We start from the raw sequence: 20,257 nt of genomic DNA, 5'->3' as shown, positions 1-20,257 counted from the left end.
TGTCAGCGCCCGATGGGCGACGTGGTGTGACGTGTCCCACTCTAAGGTTGGGTGGGTTGCAGCAACGTTGCAACCCGCTTGCGGATCAGTTGGTCAGGCGTTGGAGCGTGGCGGTCACAATGGCCCGACGGGGACTGTGGGACGGCAGGATTTTCAGGGCCAGCATCCAGGCTTCGACGTCGTTGGCCGCCTGGTGGCGACCCAGATAGGACCACAGTTGGTCGGGAGTCGCATCGGCCAATACGGCTTCGCGCAGCGTGACGGCAAAATGTTGGCGAATGTCGACGATACCGGGCGCGTCCGAGCCGGGCAGAATGTCGGCCGGGGCGACCTGGAGGGCAGTGGTCAAGTCACCGCGGTGTAGCGCGCGCATTGCCGCGTGGGCATCGGTGGCCACTGCGGTTTGTAGTCGGTAGGGCTGAGAGTCAATGCTGATGGGTAGTTTCCGGGTGAGTAACAGCTTGCGCAACCGGGACATCTCGGCGCGCACCGTGGTCAACCGGGCGGGCAGCTCATCGGGTGTCAGGTCGCCGAAGAGTTCGTGGGCCAACTGGGTGGCCGAGAGGCCGGAGCGATGCCAGTCCAAAATGGTCAAGATTTCTGCGTGACGGTTCGATAGACGCAACTGCCCAACGCGCGGGGTGCGTCCGGTCGCGACCTCAATCAGTGGCGTATTCGGTAGGGCAACCGGGGCGCTGTGGTGAGCGTCGGGGAATGTCTGGCTCGCCCAGTACTGCTCGATGACCTGAGCGGTATTGGACAACATGGCCAGAGCCAACGGGGTAACGGCAGCCTCGGAGCCGGTAAGATCCAGCATGCCCACGATATTGCCAGAGGGGTGTCGCAGCGGGACGGCGCTGCAATAGAAGCCGTGCACAGCGTGAGAGAAGTGTTCGGCCCCGGCCACCTGGACGGGAGCACCGGTCGATAGGGCGGCCCCGGGCGCAGACGTGCCCATGGATTCTTCGGACCAATCGGCACCCGGAGCAAAGCCGATCGTTTCGGCCTGCGCTCGCATCGGGTGAGCGCCATCAACCCAGAGCAGATGACCGTCGGTATTGGATATTGCCGTAATGAGTCCGACCTCGTGCGCCGGTGCCAGCAGCGTTTCGACCAGGGGAAGGACCTCAGTCACCGGGTGGGTCTTTCGGTGATTGTCCAGGATATCGGTGGAAATCGTGGTCGGAGCCGTGACGCGCTCGGGAGTGTGGTGGAGTTTCAGGCACCGCCGCCACGATTCAGATACTGCGGAACGGACGAATCGAGTATCGACCACGGCGTCGTGCAGTTTTTGGTGGGCGGCCGCTACGACCGCCTGGTACGCGTCGTCGGCGGGGTTGTGGTGCGCACGTGCCAGAACCGTCATGATGGCAGCAAGGTCGAGCGCATAATAAAGCGTTTGCCTTCTGGGGATTCCACAGAGAACCCTGCGCCGCGACCATCGACTGTATCTAAAGTGATGTGCGATCCGCGCAGGTACTCGAAGTGGGGTTTCGCAACCCAGAAGCCGATCTCGGTGGCAGGTAGGTCATCCGTTGCGGGCAGGTCGAATGTTCCCAACAGCAGGTCTTGACCGCCGATGCGAAAATCCCCCACCGGATAACACATCGGGGAGGAGCCGTCACAGCATCCCCCCGATAGGTGAAACATCAAATCACCGTGGATGCCGCGCAATTTTTGTAGAAGGCTCAGCGTTTCTTCGGTCATGGCAACCCGGGAGAAGTCTTCCCCCGGGATGTCTGGACGAGAGGCAATAATAGTAGTCATATACGCAGCCTAACGTTAAATGTGATATACGTCATCGCGGATATGCTGTCCCGACACACACCGAGACCGGAGCCCACGGTGGTCATCTGCGAAGCGGGCTCATGCCGTGAGAGAAGTGGCCATTATACGTGTATTGGATGGCGGTTGCGTGTGAGACAATATGGCAAATGGCACAGAAGTATACTCCTCGGAAACCCGGTACTCGACCGATGAAGCCTCAGAAAGACCGCGCTGGTCGGCTGAAGCTGAATCCGCCGCGCAAACAATTCTTAGATCCCGAGGTTGAGCAGCTTGCTGATGAGCGGGCTCGCCTGGCGCAACACGGCGTTCGTCCGGCCATGGAGAAACCTCGTCCACAGGTGCAACCACGTACTGAGGGATGGACCCAGCGCACGGATGCCGAGGGTCGCCCGAAGCTAGAGTTCAAGCAGCCGCGCGTTACCCAGCCTGCTCAGCACCTCGCCGATATGTCGATGGTAGACCGTGAGGAAAAGGTCAAAGAACTTGGGCTTCCTGCATTCCGCGCCCGCCAGCTCTCGACCCATTACTTCACGCATTACACCACCGACCCTGCCGATATGACCGACCTGCCGGCTGCCAAGCGTGACGAACTCGCCGAGATCTTCTTCCCGAACCTGCTGACCGAAGTCCGCAGGATCGAAACCGAAGACCGCCAGACCATCAAATTCCTGTGGAAACTCTTCGACGGCGTCCTCGTGGAATCCGTCTTGATGCGCTACCAAAACCGCGTGACCCTCTGCGTCTCCTCGCAAGCGGGCTGCGGTATGAACTGTCCATTCTGTGCCACCGGACAAGCAGGGCTAACCCGCAACCTATCGACCGCCGAAATCGTCGAGCAAATCATTGCCGCCAACCGCGTCATCGCCGCGGGGCAACTTGGTGTGCCAGAAGGCGGTCGCAACATCGAACGCGTTACCAACGTCGTGTTCATGGGTATGGGTGAACCACTGGCCAACTACCGCCGCGTGATGAACGCCGTGCACCGTATGGTTGACGACGCCCCGGCCGGACTGGGTATGTCCGCTCGCAACATCACCGTCTCTACCGTCGGCCTGGTGCCGGCCATTAACAGGCTGGCCGGAGAGGGCATCCCGGTCACCTTCGCATTGAGCTTGCACGCTCCCGATAATGAGCTGCGCGATCAGATGATCCCGGTGAACTCGCGCTGGGACGCCGACGAAGCCCTCGACGCCGCGTTCAATTATTACGTGCAAACCGGACGTCGCGTCTCAATTGAATACGCACTCATCAAAGACATGAACGACCACGCCTGGCGCGCCGATCTGCTGGCCAAAAAGATCAACGCCCGCGGTCGCGGCTGGGCCCACGTCAACCCGATCCCGCTCAACCCGACCCCGGGTTCCATCTGGACGGCCTCCGAACCCGACATCACTCAAGAGTTCATCGACCGACTTAACGACGCCGGTGTCCCAACCACCCTGCGCGATACTCGAGGCAAAGAAATCGACGGGGCCTGCGGACAGCTGGCCGCCGAAGACGCCTGATGCACAAGGAGGCGCCCGGCATCAAAGTCCTGTGGGTGTTCACACTCATTCTTGGGCTGCTGCTTGCCGGGTTTGCCGCCGTCACTATTTTCGTCGAAGACGGCCAGATCACTACTGAGCAGTGGATGCTGCTTGGTTTGGGTTCCGTCAAAATCATTGGCGCCATCATTGGGCTGTGGATGTTTCACCGGTCAGATTAGCGCAGTGGAATACTGGCAATGCCCATAATTGGCGCATCCAAAAAGGAAGACTGCGTCAGAGCAAAATCGCTTACACGCTATGCACGCCGAATACGACTCCGCCAACCGTCGGATTCGACTGCGCAACCGCATCAGCAACACTGCTGGGATCACACCCGTCTTCTAAGAGCAGTGTGGGACTGCAAAAGTACCCGATACCCGATACCGGCAGTTCATGTTAGATTTCCGTGTCCAAAAGCAGACTAGATTGAGACCTAAGCCTCATATGCCCCTTTGTCGAAAGAAGTCTCATGCCCACATCGTTTCCGGGAAATCAGCAACCCGACTACCAGCTCACCGACGCCCAAGACATCGACTACTACGACGTCTTTGCTGACATCCCAGCCGCCGATAGAATCATCTGGCAGCGCACCCGTCAGTTCGCCGAAGCGCACGTTGACACCATGCGCCAGGGGTGGAACGAGCACCACTATCCGCTAGAAGTCGCCCGGGCCATGGGCCAAGCCGGGCTGATTAATGACGGCGTTGATCACCCTGACATTGAGAAGTTCTCACCGTTGGCCGCCGGGTTGGTCAACATGGAACTTTCACGCGTCGATGGCTCGCTGGGTACCATCCTGGCGGTCCAAGGCGGACTGGCGCTACGTACGATCACGATGTTCGGTGCTGAAGACCAGCAGGCCAAATATGTTCGGGCAATTGTCGACGTCGAGATTCCAGCGGCCTTTGGCCTGACGGAACCGGACCACGGTTCAGATTCGACTGGACTTTCTACCACGGCGACCCGCCAAGCCGATGGGTCCTATGTCATCCGCGGATCTAAACGGTGGATCGGCAACGGCTCCGCGGGTGGCATCACTATCACTTTTGCTCGGGTCGATGACGAAGGAGCAGAAGATCACGGCAAAGTCCGCGGATTTATTGTGCCACAGGACGCCGAAGGGTATACCGGCACCCCAATTCGGCACAAAGGATCCCTGCGTGCCATCGACCAAGCAAATATTTTCTACGACGACGTACATGTCGACGTTGAGGCACTGATTCCAGGTGTGAAATCCTTCCGCAATGTGTCGGAGGTGCTCTATGCCACGCGTATTGGTGTTGCCTGGTCAGCCCTGGGACATGCCACTGCTGTGTTCGAGTCGGCATTGGCCTATGCAACCCAGCGGAAACAATTCGGCAAGTATTTGGCTGAACACCAGATGATCCAGGAGCGCCTCACGCGAATGCTGTCCGAGCTGGTCTCGATGCAGTTATATATGGTGCGGATCGCCCAGCTAGAAGCAGCTGGAACTCTGCAACCAACCCAGGCTGCTCTGGCCAAGTACAACAACACTCGAGTGGCCCGGCGCATTGCCGCAGATGCCCGCGACATGCTGGGCGGGAATGGCATTCTGTTAGAAAACGGAGTGATCCAGCATATGGCAGATATCGAAGGCATCCACACGTACGAAGGCACCGAATCCGTCCAAGCACTCTTGGTCGGTCGGGATATTACCGGCTATGGCGCCTTCGCCTAGCCCACACAGCATGCGAGAACACGAAGATGGCTACGGGGAAGTTTTCCCGTGGCCATCTTCGTGACGATACTTCAACGAAAGATCATCATCGCTCAAACACTCTTGCTAGCTCGACTTACCTCTTAAGAGTTGCAACCGCCTTTTGCTCTTGCCTTTGCAGGATCTGTACCTTTTTGATTTGTCGAAGCGTCCGGGGCTTTGCTGTCCAGCTCTGCGAACAGGTTCTTCTGCACGCTCAAGCAGATCCAGTGAATTTTCCACGTTTCGTTCAGGTCGAAGCATTGTTGAACGCCTGGATTTCGGCTTGTCCAAAGTTTCCTCGCCGACTCAGCCTGGCTTGGGAGTACACCGTTTACCCGGCCTTTAGGAAAACCCTAGGACACTGTTAGCGTGAACTACACGTGGTTCTCAACGGAAGGAGTAGGCACCATGCCAAAGACAAAGAAATCCGGCGAAGCCAAGAAGTCCGAACTCCCCAAAACCCTCAAAAAGTCGCCGAAGAAAGCGCAACGTACTTTTGCCAAAGCTTATGACTCGGCGATGGATCAGTACAACGATGAGGAACGTGCCCACAGAACAGCGTGGGATGCTGTGAAGAAAAAATATGAGAAAGTCGGAGATCACTGGGAACGCAAGCCGAAGAAAGGCGACTCCGACAAACAGGCCGCCGGCGGAAAAAACACCGATCATGAAACCGCAGGTGGGATAGATGCGAACGCAACTAAAGAGCATCTGTACGAACAAGCCCAGAAACTCGACATCGAGGGGCGTTCCAAGATGACCAAAGATGAGCTCATCGAAGCATTGCAAAAGGAAAGCAACCGAAGAACTTCGAAAAATTCCTAACCCCCACGACCGAGGCTCAACGCCGCAGGAGGTTGCACCATGACACAATCCGACCAGCTGACATTCCAAAATCCGGTCGACCGTTTTCCGGAAATTTCACCACCAAAACAGGACCAACCGGAGCCGGGACTTGATGCAGAAATCGTGCCGAAAGGGGATCACGGTGAAGAATCATATCGTGGTACTGGCAGACTCGAAGGACGTCGGGCGCTCATCACCGGTGCCGACTCGGGTATCGGGGCGGCAGTAGCCATTGCCTTTGCGCGCGAAGGCGCCGATGTGGCGCTCAGCTACTTGGAAGAAGAGCAAGAAGATGCCCAGCACGTGATTCAAGCCATTCGAGAATCCGGCCGCAAGGCTGTCCCGCTGCCTGGCGATATTCGCGACAAAACATTCTGTAATCAGCTTGTTGAAGATGCAGTGAGAGAACTTGGTGGACTTGACGCGCTAGTTAACAACGCTGGCAAGCAGGTCATTGCTGAAAGTCTTATGGAACTTCCTGATGATCAGTGGGAAGAGACCTACAATACGAACATTCATGCGATGTTCTGGATCACCAAAGCAGCTTTGAAACATATGCCAGCAGGATCGACGATCGTTAATACCACCTCAATTCAGGGCTATAACCCCAATGAGATGTTGATTGACTATGCGTCAACAAAGGCTGCCATCAATAACTTCAGTAAAGGGCTCGGCCAACAACTGGCTCCCAAGGGGATTCGCGTCAACGCGGTCGCCCCAGGGCCGATTTGGACGCCGATCCAACCCTCCCAAGGCCAACCGAAAGAAAAACTGCCGCACTTCGGGCAGAACACTCCGCTCGGCCGGGCTGGGCAACCCACAGAAGTTGCTCCGGCATTCGTGTTTCTCACGTCCCCGGAATCCAGCTACGTGATCGGAGAAACGCTCCACGTAAACGGCGGCATTCCGACCCCATAGAACGTCAACGCTCATACAGAACGCCCACCAGATCGTCATCTGGTGGGCGTTCTTACTGGCCTCGGGCAGACCACTATCAGGTATTCGGTAATTCCTGAAGGCAGGCTTCGAGCGCTCGCACGGCAGCAGTTGTATGCCCAGGCGGAAGGGCCAGCATAAGGGCGTTTCGAGGGATCGAATCGGATATATTCCGTGTAATGAGCGGCCGACCTTCGGGTGAGGACGACGACGCATGCATGAGCACCCCATAGCCGAAGTTCCGCCCCACAAGATTCTGTACTGTTTGAACGCTGCGAGTTCGTGCTGCAATTTTTGGGTCCAAGGAGCGGCTGTAAAACTCATTAAGCGTTCGTTCTAAAGCTGGCTGCTCACTCAGGAGGACCGCTGGGAAATCAGCCAGCTGAGCCAATGAGACTTCAGAAAACTCGGCCAGGGGATGCTGAGGTGACATGATGGCCTGGCGACGGTGGTCCTGCACGAAGACGGTTCGACAACCAGGCTCAAGCTGCGCTTCATAGATTAAACACGCTGAGAGCTGGCCCGACAACATCTTCTGCTGGATGTCTTGGGCATTATCTTCATCAAAGATGAGTTCAACTGCCGGATGGTGTCTAGCAAACCACTCCACCAGATGCGGTACTACGTGCATCGACAGTGTGCGGAAACATCCAATGTGCAGCGGCCCTGATAAGCTCTTGCGCACCTGAGAGGCGCGATCTGCCAGCTGCTGCGTTTGATCAAGAATGGCGCGAGCCTCCGGAAGAATAGCCCGCCCTTCCGCTGTGAGAACTACACCTTTTGCGGGGCGGCGGATCGTGAGTGTCACGCCCAGAGTTTTTTCTAGTTCCGTCAGGGCAAGGCTTACAGCCGCTTGACTGACGTGACTTGTTGCAGCGGCTTTAGTGATGGATTGGGTCTCGGCGACAGCCACAAAATATTCCAACTGACGCAGCGTTAACTCGTTCATAAGCTTAGCTTAAGGACTTGGTGAGTTCTTTTCGTTATGCAAGGAATTGTGACCCCGGTAACGTAAGCTGCTGTTGGTGATATAGATCACGGAAGGATCGTTGTGACACATTTCGAAATTGCTTATGCAGCAAGTGTGCCGCCCCACGTTGTGACACTGGGGACTGCCGGTGGCCCTCGGTGGTGGTCAGACCACCAGGGTGCACCTCGCCAGGGAATAGCCACCGCCATCGTAGTCGATGATGGATGGTACCTGGTCGATTGTGGTTCTGGCGTTGGCCGTCAGATTCAACAAGCCGGACTAGCGATGGCCGATTTGAAGGGCATCTTCATCACCCACATGCATTCAGATCACATCGTGGATCTCGGCTCGCTAATGTTGTTTGCTCCCTTCGAGATCAAGCAGGCTGGTCGAGGCCCCATCCCACTCTATGGTCCTGGAGACCGTGGTCGAGTCACACCGTTGTCGCCTCGAGCAACGACCAAGCCACAACCCGTGAATCCCGAGAAGCCGGGGGCAGGTATTGAAGCAACCTTTGCTGGATTGGTGAACGCCTACTCGGCTGATATCAACGATCGCGTGATGGATTCGCTGACGAAGGGGCCCTACGACTACTTCGCCCCGCAGGATATTCAACTCCCCGCAGACGTGCCCTTTGATCCAGACCATAACGTGGCACCAGCAATGGAGCCGTTTGTGGTCTTTGCCGATGAAACCGTTCGCGTAACAGCGACCCTGGTATCGCATCATCCCACGGCACCGGCATTCGCTTTCAGATTCGACACGCTCAACGGGTCAGTCACTATTTCAGGCGATACCGCACCGTGTGACAATCTCATCCGGTTGGCTCACAACACTGATCTGCTGCTGCACGAAGTCATCAGCCTGGAGACCATGGCCAGCATGTATACCGATACCGCAATGCTACAGGCGACCATGGATCACCACCGTCGGGCTCACACCACGGCTGAAGACGCCGGGCGCATCGCCACCCAAGCTGGCGCGAAAACTCTGGGTCTGCATCACCTCGTTCCGAGTCACGCCCCAGTTGAAGTATGGCAAAAAGCGGCAAACACCTACGCTGGCCGTCTGGTGATCGCCCAAGACCTTGATCGGATCTCTTTCGAAAGGAGCAAACAGCATGACAAAGCAGATCACTACGTCGCCTAACGTGGGTAGCAGCGCCGATGCCTATCACGCATCGCCTCGAGACCTGCGTCGAATTCAATTTTCTAGTTTTCTTGGCACCGCGATTGAATATTACGATTTCATTTTGTACGCCACCGCGGCAGGCATTGTTTTCAATAAAGTCTTCTTTGTCGGGCTAGATCAGCACGTTGCGCTGATCCTATCGTTTGCGACCTTAGCTGCTGGATACGCAGCACGTCCCTTGGGTGGGTTGATCTTCGGTCACCTGGGAGACCGGCTGGGGCGTAAGACCATCCTTGTGGTGACGGTCTTGATCATGGGTATCGCTTCAACCTTGATGGGGCTCTTGCCCACAGCACATCAAATCGGTGTTATGGCACCTGTGTTATTGGTCAGTCTGCGAATCATTCAAGGCATTGCCGTTGGTGGCGAGTGGGGCGGTGCCATGCTGTTGGCCTTTGAATCCGCACCACGCAAGAAGCGCGGATTAGCTGCAGCGTTTGCCTACATGGGCGCGCCGGCCGGGACCATCATCGGCACTCTGGCATTATCTGGGTTCTCGCTGTTACCCGAAGAACAGTTCCTCAGCTGGGGCTGGCGCATTCCGTTTATTTTCTCAGCAGTTCTCATGCTGTTAGGCATCTTTATTCGCATGAAAGTGTCCGAGTCGCAGGTCTTCAAAGAAATGGCGAAGAAACCTGCTCCGAAGAAAGTTCCAGTTGCCGAACTGGTGATCAATCACCCAACAAAACTGCTTCGCGCAATCGGTAGTGGTCTCTCTGGCCAAATGGCGCAGGGACTCATGGGTGCTTGGGCGATTGCTTTCGCCGTCCAGCAAGCCGTGCTGCACCAATCAGAAGTACTCAATCTGAAAGCAATTGGCGGCATCTTCACCATTACCTTCGTGGTTATCGCTGCGCGGTTGTCAGATCGCCTGGGACGACGCAAGGTGCTCATCTGGGGCAACGTGATCGGCATCGTTTTAGCCTTCCCGGTCATGTGGTTGCTCGAAATGGGGACCGCCATGGCCTTTATGCTGGCCATTATCTTGGGCCTGTCCCTGGTTCAAGGCTTCACCGCTGGCCCCTACGGCGCCTATGCTGGTGAGCTGTTCCCAACCCACGTTCGATATTCGGGAGCCTCCATTGGCTACCAGCTGGCCGCATTGCTGGGCGCGGGCTTCACCCCGATGATGGCGACAGCCTTAGCGGCTGCTGGCGGCGGATCGCTGCACCTGGTCGCTATTTTGTGGATGAGTTTCACCGCCGTGAGCCTGATTTCCTTGATCTTTTCACAAGACGCTTCGAAACGCGAGATTCACGAACTGAACTAACAACTCAGTCCTGCTAGATGGCAGAGACAAGATACGTCGATCGCACTGGGCCAAGGACCTGGTGCGATCGACGCTTTCATCGGGGATGAGGGTAATCGCTTGGCCAGGCGGCAGCCGGGTCGACTGCAGGCTGGGGTGCCGGTTTGAAAGATCGGGTCAGCAAAAAGATCCCTAGGATCACAGTGGCGATAATCCAGCCGGCGGTACCCGCAATGCCCACGTGTGCGGCGTCGTAAGTGGGCTCCGCAGAGAATAGCAGCGGGAGTGCAGCTGTGGCGTTGATAGTCGAATGCCCCAAAGCGGCTGGCCATACGGAGTTGGTGCGGATTGTCAGCCAGGCGAGGATCCCGCCGATCAGGGTGCAAAACACGACCATAAAGATGACGGATAGCCAGCCCGGCAGGCTGGGGTAGTTGTGTCCCAACAGTATGAGTGGAGTGTGCCATAGCCCCCAGATGACGCCCGTGATCAGGATGGTTGGAACGACACCCATGGGCAGCAATTGTGGGGTGAGCCAGCCGCGCCACCCGATCTCTTCGCCGAGGGCGGGCAGCAGGTTGATAAACCACGAAGCCAGTACCACGTTGATGAGTTGGGTGATAAGGAAAAATTCAAGAGAGATGCCGGCCAGGCCGGCATCCATGAGGGTTTGTTGCAGGCCTGAGAAGTTCTTCAGATCAGCGTCATAGAACCCCAGCGCAGAAGCAATTGGCATGCTCAGCACGCCAATGATCACCGGGATGACAAATGCGAGGGCGAGGTAACCGAAAAACCGTGGAAGCGGGCGAGGCCTTCCGAATCCGAGGGCCGCTGCGCGCCGACCTTTTGGGTGGTTCTTACGCACGATTAGCCACGCAACCAGTCCGGGGATGAGCATCGTGAGCAGTCCGACCGGAAGATAGAGCCCCTGAAATAGCCTCTCGTCGTTGACAATGTAGAGCGGCAGGGCCACGAGCCAGGCGAGCGCATAGGTGCCGATCACGAACCAGAGAATTTGGCGCCAGGGAATTGTGGCGCGAGTTGTCGGGGAGGTAGGTAACAACTGCGGTGTGGGTTGGGGCGACATGGTGCCAGTGTAATGCAGGCCTAGAGCACCCGAAATACAATAATCCAGGCGCCGATGCCAATGGCCAGCCATGCGGTAAACGTTGAACCAGCACCGGTCATGGTTTCTTGGGTCTTGGACAGCAGCAAATCCGTTTGTTCGGGGTATTTTGCTCGCGCCCACGTCAGGAGGGATGCGGGCAGGATCATGATGACGTTATAGAACGCCAACCAGAAAACGTCCCATGGCAGGCCGGGACCGTTGGCCGCGATGAGGCTGATACCGACGAGATACGGCCACATGGTTGCAGCCTCAATGACGATGGCGGATAAGGCCAGGGTCGCGGTTGAGGCATTGGTGGCAAGGGCACTGTCCCGAAGTCGGGTGATCACTGAGGGACCGGGTTTAGTTTCACGTCGTCCGCGGAAAATCCCGATGATCCCCATGACGACGACGAGTATGCCCAGGCTGATGACCACGCGATCGGCGGTCGGGCTTTGCAGAGTGTCGAGGTAAGCATCGATCAGCTGATGAGCTAGGACGAGCACCGCGGTGCCAAGGAAGAGGTATGTTACGGCGGTGACGGTGAGATAGGTGACGAGCCGGCGTGGTTCAAACGCGCCCGGTCGAGCCAGCAACCATAAGGGAACCAGCAGGGTCGAGAGGGTCGAGGCATCTAAAAAGGCCAAACCGATCAGGGCTGCGATGATTGCAATACTCATGGCACCTTTCACGGTAGTCGGCAAGCTCACTATAGTTGATGGTAGTCTCGCACCGACTCAATTTCTCGAGGATTTGATACAACCATGTCAGGATTAAGCCACGATATTGCTGCGATGGTGGCGAACCACGCTGCGGGCGACGAGGACGGGTTTTATGCGGTGGCGCTTGATGTTGCACACCGAGAACTCACCGAAGGTCGGCGCAATGCGGCAACCGAGATTCGCAAGGCTATCGAACAGGCTCGTGGTGAGACGGTAGAGCTGCAGACGGTGGATGACGATGATCCCGGAGTTGATATCGATTCTGATCTCGCCGAGTTCATTAAGGTAGCTCGTCCCGACGCGAACTTCGAAGAACTCACCATTTCCGGGGACCTGATTGAGCGCGTTCGTCAGATCCTAGATGAACACCGCAATGCAGCGTTACTGCGCGACTTCGGTTTCACACCGGCGCACCGCTTGTTAATGGAAGGGCCTGCTGGGACCGGGAAGACAGCAACCGCCGAGGTGTTATCGGCCGAGCTGGGCATCCCGCTGGTTACGGTCTATCTGGACAACCTGCTCAATGTGTATTCCTCGGAAGAAGATGTGCCGTCACTGCGCGAGGTTTTTGACCGACTGGCACGTCGTCGTGCGATATATCTGTTTGACGTCTTCGACACGATCGGGGAAGACACCATCAGCGGCATGACCCGGCGCGTCTTCAAAGCCTTCCTACTGTTTGTCGATGTGCTTGGCAAAGGCTCGATCGCGATCGCCGCGACCAACCGCCGCGGGGTCTTGGACCGGTCCATGTTCCGGCACTTCGATACGGTCCTGAACTTTTCGCTGCCCACACCACAAGAAGCGATGCGCGTGCTCCGCTCGCAACTGGGCGACCGGGCACCAACACCCGTCATGAACGAAGTCGACATCTACGAACAATACTTTGAAGGACTCTCGCAGGCCGAACTGACACTGGCGGCACGCTCTGCGGCAAAAGCTGCGGTGATGCGTAATGAAGCCCAGGTTACCCAGGACGATTTGATCTATGCGCTGACGAATCGTGGTGCGTTCATGCTCGACGACGAATAGTTACTCTGTAATGCGTTCGAGCAGTGGTTTCGTGCGATACCCTAAAAATTCGCGCAACACCACAGCGGTTGAGGTGCGCACGATCCCGGAGATATCCAGGATCAACTGATTGACCCGGTAGAGATCTTCCGGGGACGTGGCAGCAATTGTCAGCCGGAGATCGGCGTCGCCGGTGGTTGCATAAATCTCCACGATCTCGGGGATCTCCGATAGCGCCTTCATGGTTTGTTTATCGTAGCCCTGGCGAATCGAAGCGTTCATAAATGCCGTGACCTCATACCCCAGCGCCCGGGGAGTAATGCGGCGTTGAAATGATTCCAGGACGCCGTCGTTGAGTTTTTGTAATCGCGACTGGATGGTGTTGCGCGACACCGAAAGCCGCTGAGCAAGGGAAACCGTTGTAGCATCGGGGTCTTCGACCAGTGCCAGCAGAATTTCTGCATCGAGCCCGTCGAGCTCGCGTTTCGACCTTGAGGTTGCCATTCCGTACTTTCTGTTTGGGACTTTTGAGCATAATGCCCAATAAGTTTCAGGTGACTTGATCTTCCTGCTCTGTTGCGTGAAGGTAATCACAGTATAGCTTGTCAGGAGGTCTTCCATGGTGCAATCACCGGTACAACAAACCACCGTTACAGATGTGCTCGTCAAGGTCGTCACCGAACGGGTCGATCGCGTCTTTGGACTCATTGGGAATGGCAATGTCGATTTGGTGTCCGCGTTGACTGCGTCGGGCTTCCCGTTTACTTCGGTGCGTCATGAAGTAGCTGCTGTGACCGCTGCCGATGCCTACTTCCGGGCCACCGGAACCATGGCGGTGGCCACGGCGACGTACGGTGCCGGCTTCACCAATATGGTCACCGGTTTAGCAGAAGCCCAGCTCGCGCGCATTCCGATGGTTGTGGTGGTCGGGGACGCGCCCTCCACTGGACGCCGGCCATTCGATATCGACCAGACGACAGTGACCGTGGGGTTGAATATTCCGGTTATCACGCTTGACCAAGACAACGCCGGGTCTGCTATCGTGCGGGCTTTTGATATGGCTGCCGACGGACAAGAACCCGTCGTCGTGATGCTGCCATACGATCTGGCGGATGCACCCGTCGAGGATGTGCACACCAGCGGCGCCTATCAGCCGATCGCCCGGCCCAAGGCTAGTGATGCGCAACTTGAGGAGATCGCCCGCGCCCTGGTTGCCGCTGAGCGCCCGCTGATTCTGACCGGTGGGGGAGTCGTCCGTACCAACACCGCGCACCTGGCCCGCCAGCTGGGTGATGCCGTCGGTGCAGTATTCATGCACTCGTTGACCGCTTCGAATGTGACCGGTTCCGAACACAGTCTGGGCATTGCCGGCGGCTTTACGCCCGAGCATAAGCTCCCAGCCGTACAGGCCGCCGATATGGTGCTGATTCTGGGTGCCACCAGCAATAACTTCCAAACCCGCAAGGGCACACTCTTTGGCACCGATAATATTTACCGGATTGATCTGACCGCCAAGTGGAATCTCACCTTGCCGCAAGCCAACACCGTGTCCGCAGAACTTACCGATGCGCTGCCGCGGTTACTCGATGCGGTCAACCGGCTTGCTCCCACGCCGTCGGCCTATCGCAACCAACTGGCAGAACTGGTCGCAGCAGATACCCTGCCAAGTGAGCCATTCTACGGCCAGGACGGTCGGCTGAACCCGCGGCACGTTGCAGCACAGCTCAATACCGTCTTGCCAGCAAACCGCCAAATCGTTCTGGACGGCGGGCACTTCATTACCTGGATCGGGGAACGCCTCGACATCCCAGATCCGGCCAGCATGATTGCCGTCGGCACCGCGATCCAATCGATCGGGTTGGGTTTCGGGTCGGCTGTTGGAGCTACGGTGGGGACTCCCGGAAAATTCACCACGGTCATCTCGGGTGACGGCGGCGGGCAGATGGCCCTGGCCGATCTGCCGACCTTTATCCAAGAGACCGACCACGGGGCGGTCATTGTTTTCAACGATGCCGCCTACGGCGCCGAAATCCATCAATACGCCGCGATAGGTGCAGATGCCACCGCGATGTATCTACCGCAACTCGATTTTGCCGCCATCGGCCAGGCGATAGGAGCTACCGGCATCACGGTCAATACGCTCGATGACCTCGAAATATTCGCCCGCTGGATTCAACGGGGTGAAGGCGTTGCGGTGGTCAATATCAACATCTCCACCGGGTTTGCACACCCCGCGATGCGCCCAGGCGCGACCGGTTAGACCTACTAGAAACTAGAGAGCGCTGCGGACGTCCCACATGGGGCCTCCGCAGCGCTATAGAAAGAAAGCTTGCGCTTAGTAGCCGCGGTTTTGCTGACCGAGGTGTTCGCGTGCCAGGTCAGCAGCCAGCCCGGTGTAGGTGCCGGGCGTGAGATCTTTGAGCCGCTGCTCGGCGGCGTCGGACAGGCCTAGTTCACCGACGAATTCACGCATGCGTGCGGCATCCACTCGCTGACCGCGCGTCAGATCTTTGAGACGTTCATAAGGGTTGTCCATGCCCGGGGTACCAGCGATGGCTTCGGCGCGCATCACTGTCTGGATGGCTTCGCCGAGTACCTCCCAGTTGGTGTCCAAATCTGCAGCTAGGGCGTCTTCGGCGACGTCGAGTTGGCCCATGCCGCGGGTTACGTTGGCCATGGCCAGCACCGAGTGCCCTAATGCCACGCCGATGTTGCGCTGTGACGTCGAGTCGGTCAGGTCGCGCTGCCAGCGGGATTCAATCAGTGTTGTGCCCAGGGTGTTCAGCAGCGCGTTGGACAATTCGAGGTTGGCTTCGGCGTTTTCGAAACGGATGGGGTTGACTTTGTGCGGCATCGTGGAAGACCCGGTCGCACCGGCCACCGGGATCTGGGCGAAGTAGCCGATGGAGATGTAGCTCCAGACGTCGACACAGAAACCGTGCAGGATCTGGTTGAAACGAGCGACGTCGTCGAAGAGTTCCGACATCCAGTCGTGGTTTTCGATCTGGGTGGTCAGCGGGTTGAAGGTTAGTCCGAGGTCTTCAACGAAGTCTTGCGCGATGACGGGCCAATTGGCGTGTGGAACGGCTGCCACGTGGGCCGCGTAGGTTCCGGTGGCACCGTTGATCTTGCCCAAGTACTGCTGAGTCGAGATCCGGCGCAGCTGACGGTTCAACCGGTGGACGAAAACAGCGAGTTCCTTGCCCAGTGTGGTCGGCGTGGCTGGTTGGCCGTGCGTGCGAGACAGCATCGGGGTGTCAATGGCCGTGTTCGCTACCTCAGCGATGGCATCAACCATCTTGTGGGCGCTTGACAGCCAGACCAGCTGGATGGCGTCGCGGACACCCAGCGCATAGGACAGGTTGTTGATGTCCTCGGAAGTGCACGCGAAGTGCACCAGTGAGCTCAGATGACCCAGTCCCAGCGCTTCGAGACGGTTGGCAATGAAATATTCGACCGCTTTGACATCGTGAACGGTCACGGCTTCCGTTTCTGCCAGTTCGGCGACCGAGCTCTCGTCGAATTCGGTAACGATCGCGCGCAACCCGTCACGCTGAGCGTCAGTCAGACGCTTCAGTCCCGGGACGACCATGCCGTCGCACAGGTGGATGAACCATTCGACCTCTACATGAACCCGGTTGCGGTTCAGTGCCGCTTCGGACAGGTGATCGACCAGGTCTGCTACGTAGCCGCGGTAGCGACCATCGAGGGGACCCAACGGAATATCAGTATCAGCCAAACGTACGCGCATATTATCAGTCATGGTCTTTATTCTGCCACTGGTCGTCGCCGGATCGCGTTCATGTCGTAGCCGTGACACACCCCAACACCTGCAGTGTTGTCCACACCATATGTAGGAATCAGCGGTTCTCCACATCCTGACGGCCCGGATGACTCAACGGTCTCCTGGTTTCTTACGCTGGTGCCCAATGACGATGTGGCCTATGAAAGGAGCAGCCAATGGTGGCGCTGATTCCCCCGCTATCTGAGATCGGAGCGGGCATCGGGTATGTGGCCAATAACGCGTGCGATATGGCTTCCAGTGCGGTCCAACAGTGGGTGACGAGTCCCTCGATAGCTCAAGTCGGCTTACAGGCGCTGTCCTCCCAGATTGACGCCTTGGAACAACTCGTGGTCAAACTTCGCATTGTTGCCGACGGCGTGGAACAAGTCCATGGAAAGCTCGTTGCAGCCCACCACATTGAATGGCACTCACCAGCTGGCCAAGCGTTTCGAGAAGCGGTGAACCTTGGTCAAAGCCGAGCTCAGGAGCTGGAAAACACCGCCAGGCAGACCGTGCGGTTAGCGCAGGCCAGTCTCGAGGAATTACGGACGGTGGTTGCCGGGCTCCAAACGCTCTTGGCCACGGCCCGAGCAGCCGTTGGAGATTCAGTCGCCGGGGCTCTGGGACAGGTGTGCGCATGAGTGGCAAAGTCACCGGCGGACCATCTCATTGGCGCGCCAATCTCGACGAACTCACGCTTGGTGCCACGCAGTTACGTGAAGCTACTGAACAGACCATGCGGTTAGCAGGTGACGCCATGGTGGCCGGAGGATTGCTGTCCGGGGTCACGATCATGACGCCACAAGGACCACTTATTGCTGCCAATACGATCGAACTGTCGACCAGTCTGCTGGGTATGCGTGCCCAAGTGGAAGTCCTAGCTCAGGGTGTCAACTATGCGGTTGCCGCCTACCTGGAAACAGAAGCTCAAATTACCAACCTGATGACACTGACCATGACCCCTACCGCTGTGGTCCTGAGCTTATTTGGTGTGACCAGCGACCTCAATGTCCCTAATGAGATGTACGAACTGGCGATCCGTGGCACGACCAGTTCCGTGTGGGCCTTGGTTGAGATGGCAGTTAATACAGGCAACCAAGTGGTGCCCGGCTCGAAATTAGCGCTGGGTCATGCGATCGGGTGGACCTTCGGACTGAATAAGAGCATTTGGGATGTGCCTCCGACGCAGCGTACTTATGAGATGCTGGCTCACACGCTGCAACAGTTCGGGCTGACGCAACTGGCTCCATACGACATCAATAATGTCACCTCCGCACCGGGCCTGGACGGGTGGCAGGATCGTGACACGTTAGATGTCTATGGTTCCACTAAAGCCATGCAATTGTTGAAAGACTATGCTTACGAGCCTGACACGGTCACGATTGCCAAGCTCACCCAGGCTGACGGATCGGAAGCATATGCGCTGCTCTATGCGGGTACCACCCCGCTGGGCGAGGACGCCGGTCCACTTGGCTTGCTACACCAAGAGAATGCTTTTGGGGCAACCGGTGTCGTCGAATCGATTGCAGCAGATTCCGTGCACATCGAGGAAGCCACGATGCAAATGCTGGAACAGGCCGGTGTGCCAGCCGGCGCGACGATTATCCCGATGGGTTATAGCCAGGGCGGCACGCATGCCATGAACGTCGGCATGAGTGACAAGATGAAAGCGAAATATTCTATCCCCGATGTGCTCACTGTTGCTGCACCGACGGGACATCGGCGTACCGATGATCTGTCGACCAACTTCGTACACATAGAACACGAACACGACAAAGTCCCAGCATTAACCGGAGCCAGTAATGAAGGACGAATCAACCGCACGACGATCGAAGTCGAAGGATACCCAGAGTATGAAGTCGAAGCTGGGGTCTTCGGTCCGGAACATAACTTTGAGGTCATTGACCACCAGCTTGCAGAAGCGTTGGCCGATCCCGGAGTGGCCAAAGCCGCGGCCATCCCGCTGGAGAATCTAGAATCAAAAATGGGCGGGGCCGTGGCAGTCCAACAGTTCCAGTTGGAACGCCAGCAGGCCACGCCCACACGCCACCCGTTGGTACCTTCAGGCAGAGCAGCAGCAGAACTCAAGAACATCGTCTCGGTGCGACCGCTACAAGAATGGATGACAACGGTACAGACGAAATGATGTTACTAATCAGTTACCGAGCCGATAAGCCGGTTCACAATCGCCGAAACCACCGCGATGATCAACGCGGCCAAGATAGTTGTCCAAAAGAAGCTGTCTATGACCACGTGGACCGGTAGAAATGAGGTGATCCACACTGTCAGCCACAGCATCGCCGCGTTAATGATCAAGGTAAATAAACCCAGCGTGAGACACGTGACGGGTAGTGACAGCAAACTGACAATCGGGCGGACGATTGCGTTGACGAGACCGAACACCACAGAGACGATGAGTAGTCCCAGGACGGTTTCGACGGTACTGACTCCACCGCTATCGGAAGTGATGTCCATACCGGGCAGAATCCACAGCGCCACCCAGAATGATGCTGCAGTCACAAGTGTTCGTAGAAGATAATTCATATGACAATCTTCCCACGAAGATATGCCCATCTTCACCTCAGCTCACGCTAAAAAACTTCACAGCAGCGGTCCGGAAGAGTTGAGCTCTTGTCGTGATCCTTGGGAGTCTGCGACATGTCCATTCTTAGCTCGTCCAGACCCTCAAAGTGTGGCAGCGATTATCGATGGTAGATAAGACGGTCACTACGTAAAAACGAAGTCTCAAGACAGCCTCAGCGTTCTCCTAGGAGAAGCCCTCTATTATGCCGTTCCAGACTTCATGTACCTTCTCTAATAACTTGTGGATCCATCGATTTCTAGAGGAGACAGTATGTGGGACGAAGTATTTATGTTCAGCGCCCCTGTGCTCGAAATGTTCTTGCGCGGAACGGTCATGTATCTTGTGGTCTTTTTGCTCATGCGGTTCCTGGGGCGGCGTGAGTCGGGGGACCTGAATGCCTCAGACATTATCTTGGTCGTTCTTATTTCTGAGGCTGCTAGTCCCGGGTTTGGAGGAGAAGCCTCCTCCATTTTTGACAGTCTCGTCGTGGTGGCCACCGTGTTGTTCTGGGCGACGATACTGGATATCGGCAGCTATCGATGGGCGTGGTTGGATAACCTTACGGCACCGCGTCCTCGTCCGTTGATCAGGGATGGCAAAATTGTCCAAAAAACTGCACGACGGGAGTTCCTCACGAAAGAGGAAATCTTATCTCAGCTGCGAATCAACGGTTTTCAGGAGCTCTCCGAGGTGAAAGCCGCGCATCTAGAGCCCAGCGGACAAATTAGTTTCCTTCCCTATGAAGAAAACCAATAGGCAGCAAAGCGAAAACGCTCGGCATGGAGACATCCATGTCGAGCGTTTGCGTCGGACTTGTGAAGC

Annotated in this window: 20 protein-coding genes; 12 read left to right on the top strand and 8 right to left on the bottom strand. The window is 57.0% G+C overall.

Annotation, left to right across the window (positions count from 1 at the left end; translation table 11 throughout):
- Positions 1-85 precede the first annotated feature (85 nt).
- Both FB556_RS01735 and FB556_RS01730 read right to left on the bottom strand, forming a co-directional pair.
- Entirely contained in the window at positions 86-1,366 is a 1,281-nt protein-coding gene (locus FB556_RS01735) for a GAF domain-containing protein (protein ID WP_141864182.1), read from the bottom strand.
- Positions 1,363-1,767, bottom strand: coding sequence for a DUF779 domain-containing protein (locus FB556_RS01730; RefSeq protein WP_141864180.1), 405 nt, complete (start codon positions 1,765-1,767; stop codon positions 1,363-1,365). Before FB556_RS01730 ends, FB556_RS01735 begins: the two co-directional genes overlap by 4 nt.
- Before the next feature lie 338 nt (positions 1,768-2,105).
- Here FB556_RS01730 and rlmN point away from each other — a divergent pair, with 338 nt between their 5' ends.
- The 5 genes from rlmN (at position 2,106) to FB556_RS01705 (ending at position 6,798) form a co-directional block, all read left to right on the top strand.
- Positions 2,106-3,293, top strand: a complete 1,188-nt coding sequence (gene rlmN / locus FB556_RS01725) for a dual-specificity RNA methyltransferase RlmN (protein ID WP_484068181.1) — start codon at positions 2,106-2,108, stop codon at positions 3,291-3,293.
- Positions 3,293-3,493, top strand: coding sequence for a hypothetical protein (locus tag FB556_RS01720; RefSeq protein ID WP_141864177.1), 201 nt, complete (start codon positions 3,293-3,295; stop codon positions 3,491-3,493). The genes rlmN and FB556_RS01720 overlap by 1 nt, the downstream gene beginning before the upstream one ends.
- Before the next feature lie 290 nt (positions 3,494-3,783).
- Positions 3,784-5,013: an acyl-CoA dehydrogenase family protein gene (locus FB556_RS01715; protein WP_141864175.1), complete on the top strand. Its 1,230-nt coding sequence runs from the start codon at positions 3,784-3,786 to the stop codon at positions 5,011-5,013.
- A 429-nt stretch (positions 5,014-5,442) separates the two neighbouring features.
- Positions 5,443-5,859, top strand: a complete 417-nt coding sequence (locus FB556_RS01710; protein WP_141865265.1) for a ChaB family protein — start codon at positions 5,443-5,445, stop codon at positions 5,857-5,859.
- A gap of 39 nt (positions 5,860-5,898) precedes the next feature.
- Positions 5,899-6,798: an SDR family oxidoreductase gene (locus FB556_RS01705; RefSeq protein ID WP_141864173.1), complete on the top strand. Its 900-nt coding sequence runs from the start codon at positions 5,899-5,901 to the stop codon at positions 6,796-6,798.
- A 76-nt stretch (positions 6,799-6,874) separates the two neighbouring features.
- Here FB556_RS01705 and FB556_RS01700 read toward each other — a convergent pair whose 3' ends face one another.
- On the bottom strand, positions 6,875-7,765 hold the full coding sequence (locus FB556_RS01700; RefSeq protein WP_141864171.1) for a LysR family transcriptional regulator: 891 nt from the start codon (positions 7,763-7,765) through the stop codon (positions 6,875-6,877).
- A 102-nt stretch (positions 7,766-7,867) separates the two neighbouring features.
- Here FB556_RS01700 and FB556_RS01695 point away from each other — a divergent pair, with 102 nt between their 5' ends.
- Together FB556_RS01695 and FB556_RS01690 are read left to right on the top strand one after the other, a co-directional pair.
- Positions 7,868-8,935: an MBL fold metallo-hydrolase gene (locus tag FB556_RS01695; RefSeq protein ID WP_246057155.1), complete on the top strand. Its 1,068-nt coding sequence runs from the start codon at positions 7,868-7,870 to the stop codon at positions 8,933-8,935.
- Complete coding sequence (locus FB556_RS01690) at positions 8,907-10,247, top strand: MFS transporter (protein WP_141864170.1); 1,341 nt, start codon at positions 8,907-8,909, stop codon at positions 10,245-10,247. The genes FB556_RS01695 and FB556_RS01690 overlap by 29 nt, the downstream gene beginning before the upstream one ends.
- A gap of 76 nt (positions 10,248-10,323) precedes the next feature.
- Here the strand turns inward: FB556_RS01690 and FB556_RS01685 are convergent, their stop codons facing one another.
- A complete protein-coding gene (locus tag FB556_RS01685; protein ID WP_170200320.1) occupies positions 10,324-11,313 on the bottom strand; it encodes a CPBP family intramembrane glutamic endopeptidase in 990 nt (329 codons plus the stop codon).
- Positions 11,314-11,333: 20 nt separating this feature from the next.
- Positions 11,334-12,014, bottom strand: coding sequence for a GAP family protein (locus tag FB556_RS01680; RefSeq protein ID WP_141864166.1), 681 nt, complete (start codon positions 12,012-12,014; stop codon positions 11,334-11,336).
- Positions 12,015-12,098: 84 nt separating this feature from the next.
- On the opposite strand from FB556_RS01680, the gene FB556_RS01675 reads away from it, so the two are divergent.
- Complete coding sequence (locus FB556_RS01675) at positions 12,099-13,088, top strand: ATP-binding protein (protein WP_141864164.1); 990 nt, start codon at positions 12,099-12,101, stop codon at positions 13,086-13,088.
- Here the strand turns inward: FB556_RS01675 and FB556_RS01670 are convergent, their stop codons facing one another.
- A complete protein-coding gene (locus FB556_RS01670) occupies positions 13,089-13,571 on the bottom strand; it encodes an Lrp/AsnC family transcriptional regulator (RefSeq protein WP_141864162.1) in 483 nt (160 codons plus the stop codon). It abuts the gene before it with no gap.
- A 115-nt stretch (positions 13,572-13,686) separates the two neighbouring features.
- On the opposite strand from FB556_RS01670, the gene FB556_RS01665 reads away from it, so the two are divergent.
- Positions 13,687-15,327, top strand: a complete 1,641-nt coding sequence (locus tag FB556_RS01665; RefSeq protein ID WP_141864160.1) for a thiamine pyrophosphate-binding protein — start codon at positions 13,687-13,689, stop codon at positions 15,325-15,327.
- A 75-nt stretch (positions 15,328-15,402) separates the two neighbouring features.
- Here the strand turns inward: FB556_RS01665 and purB are convergent, their stop codons facing one another.
- The gene (gene purB / locus FB556_RS01660) at positions 15,403-16,830 is read right to left on the bottom strand and encodes an adenylosuccinate lyase (RefSeq protein WP_141864158.1); all 1,428 of its coding nucleotides are present in this window, start codon (positions 16,828-16,830) and stop codon (positions 15,403-15,405) included.
- Between the two features lie 197 nt (positions 16,831-17,027).
- Between purB and FB556_RS01655 the strand changes: the two genes are divergently transcribed.
- Together FB556_RS01655 and FB556_RS01650 are read left to right on the top strand one after the other, a co-directional pair.
- Positions 17,028-17,492, top strand: a complete 465-nt coding sequence (locus FB556_RS01655; protein ID WP_141864157.1) for a hypothetical protein — start codon at positions 17,028-17,030, stop codon at positions 17,490-17,492.
- Positions 17,489-18,997, top strand: coding sequence for a hypothetical protein (locus FB556_RS01650; protein WP_141864155.1), 1,509 nt, complete (start codon positions 17,489-17,491; stop codon positions 18,995-18,997). Before FB556_RS01655 ends, FB556_RS01650 begins: the two co-directional genes overlap by 4 nt.
- A 5-nt stretch (positions 18,998-19,002) precedes the next feature.
- Here the strand turns inward: FB556_RS01650 and FB556_RS01645 are convergent, their stop codons facing one another.
- A complete protein-coding gene (locus FB556_RS01645; RefSeq protein ID WP_141864153.1) occupies positions 19,003-19,395 on the bottom strand; it encodes a phage holin family protein in 393 nt (130 codons plus the stop codon).
- 310 nt (positions 19,396-19,705) lie between these two features.
- On the opposite strand from FB556_RS01645, the gene FB556_RS01640 reads away from it, so the two are divergent.
- Positions 19,706-20,191, top strand: a complete 486-nt coding sequence (locus FB556_RS01640) for a DUF421 domain-containing protein (protein ID WP_141864151.1) — start codon at positions 19,706-19,708, stop codon at positions 20,189-20,191.
- The last annotated feature ends 66 nt before the right edge of the window (positions 20,192-20,257 follow it).

Origin of the sequence: Enteractinococcus coprophilus (genome assembly GCF_006716305.1) — a bacterium.
Taxonomy (GTDB): domain Bacteria; phylum Actinomycetota; class Actinomycetes; order Actinomycetales; family Micrococcaceae; genus Yaniella; species Yaniella coprophila.
This window is presented reverse-complemented; position numbering and strand designations above follow the sequence as displayed.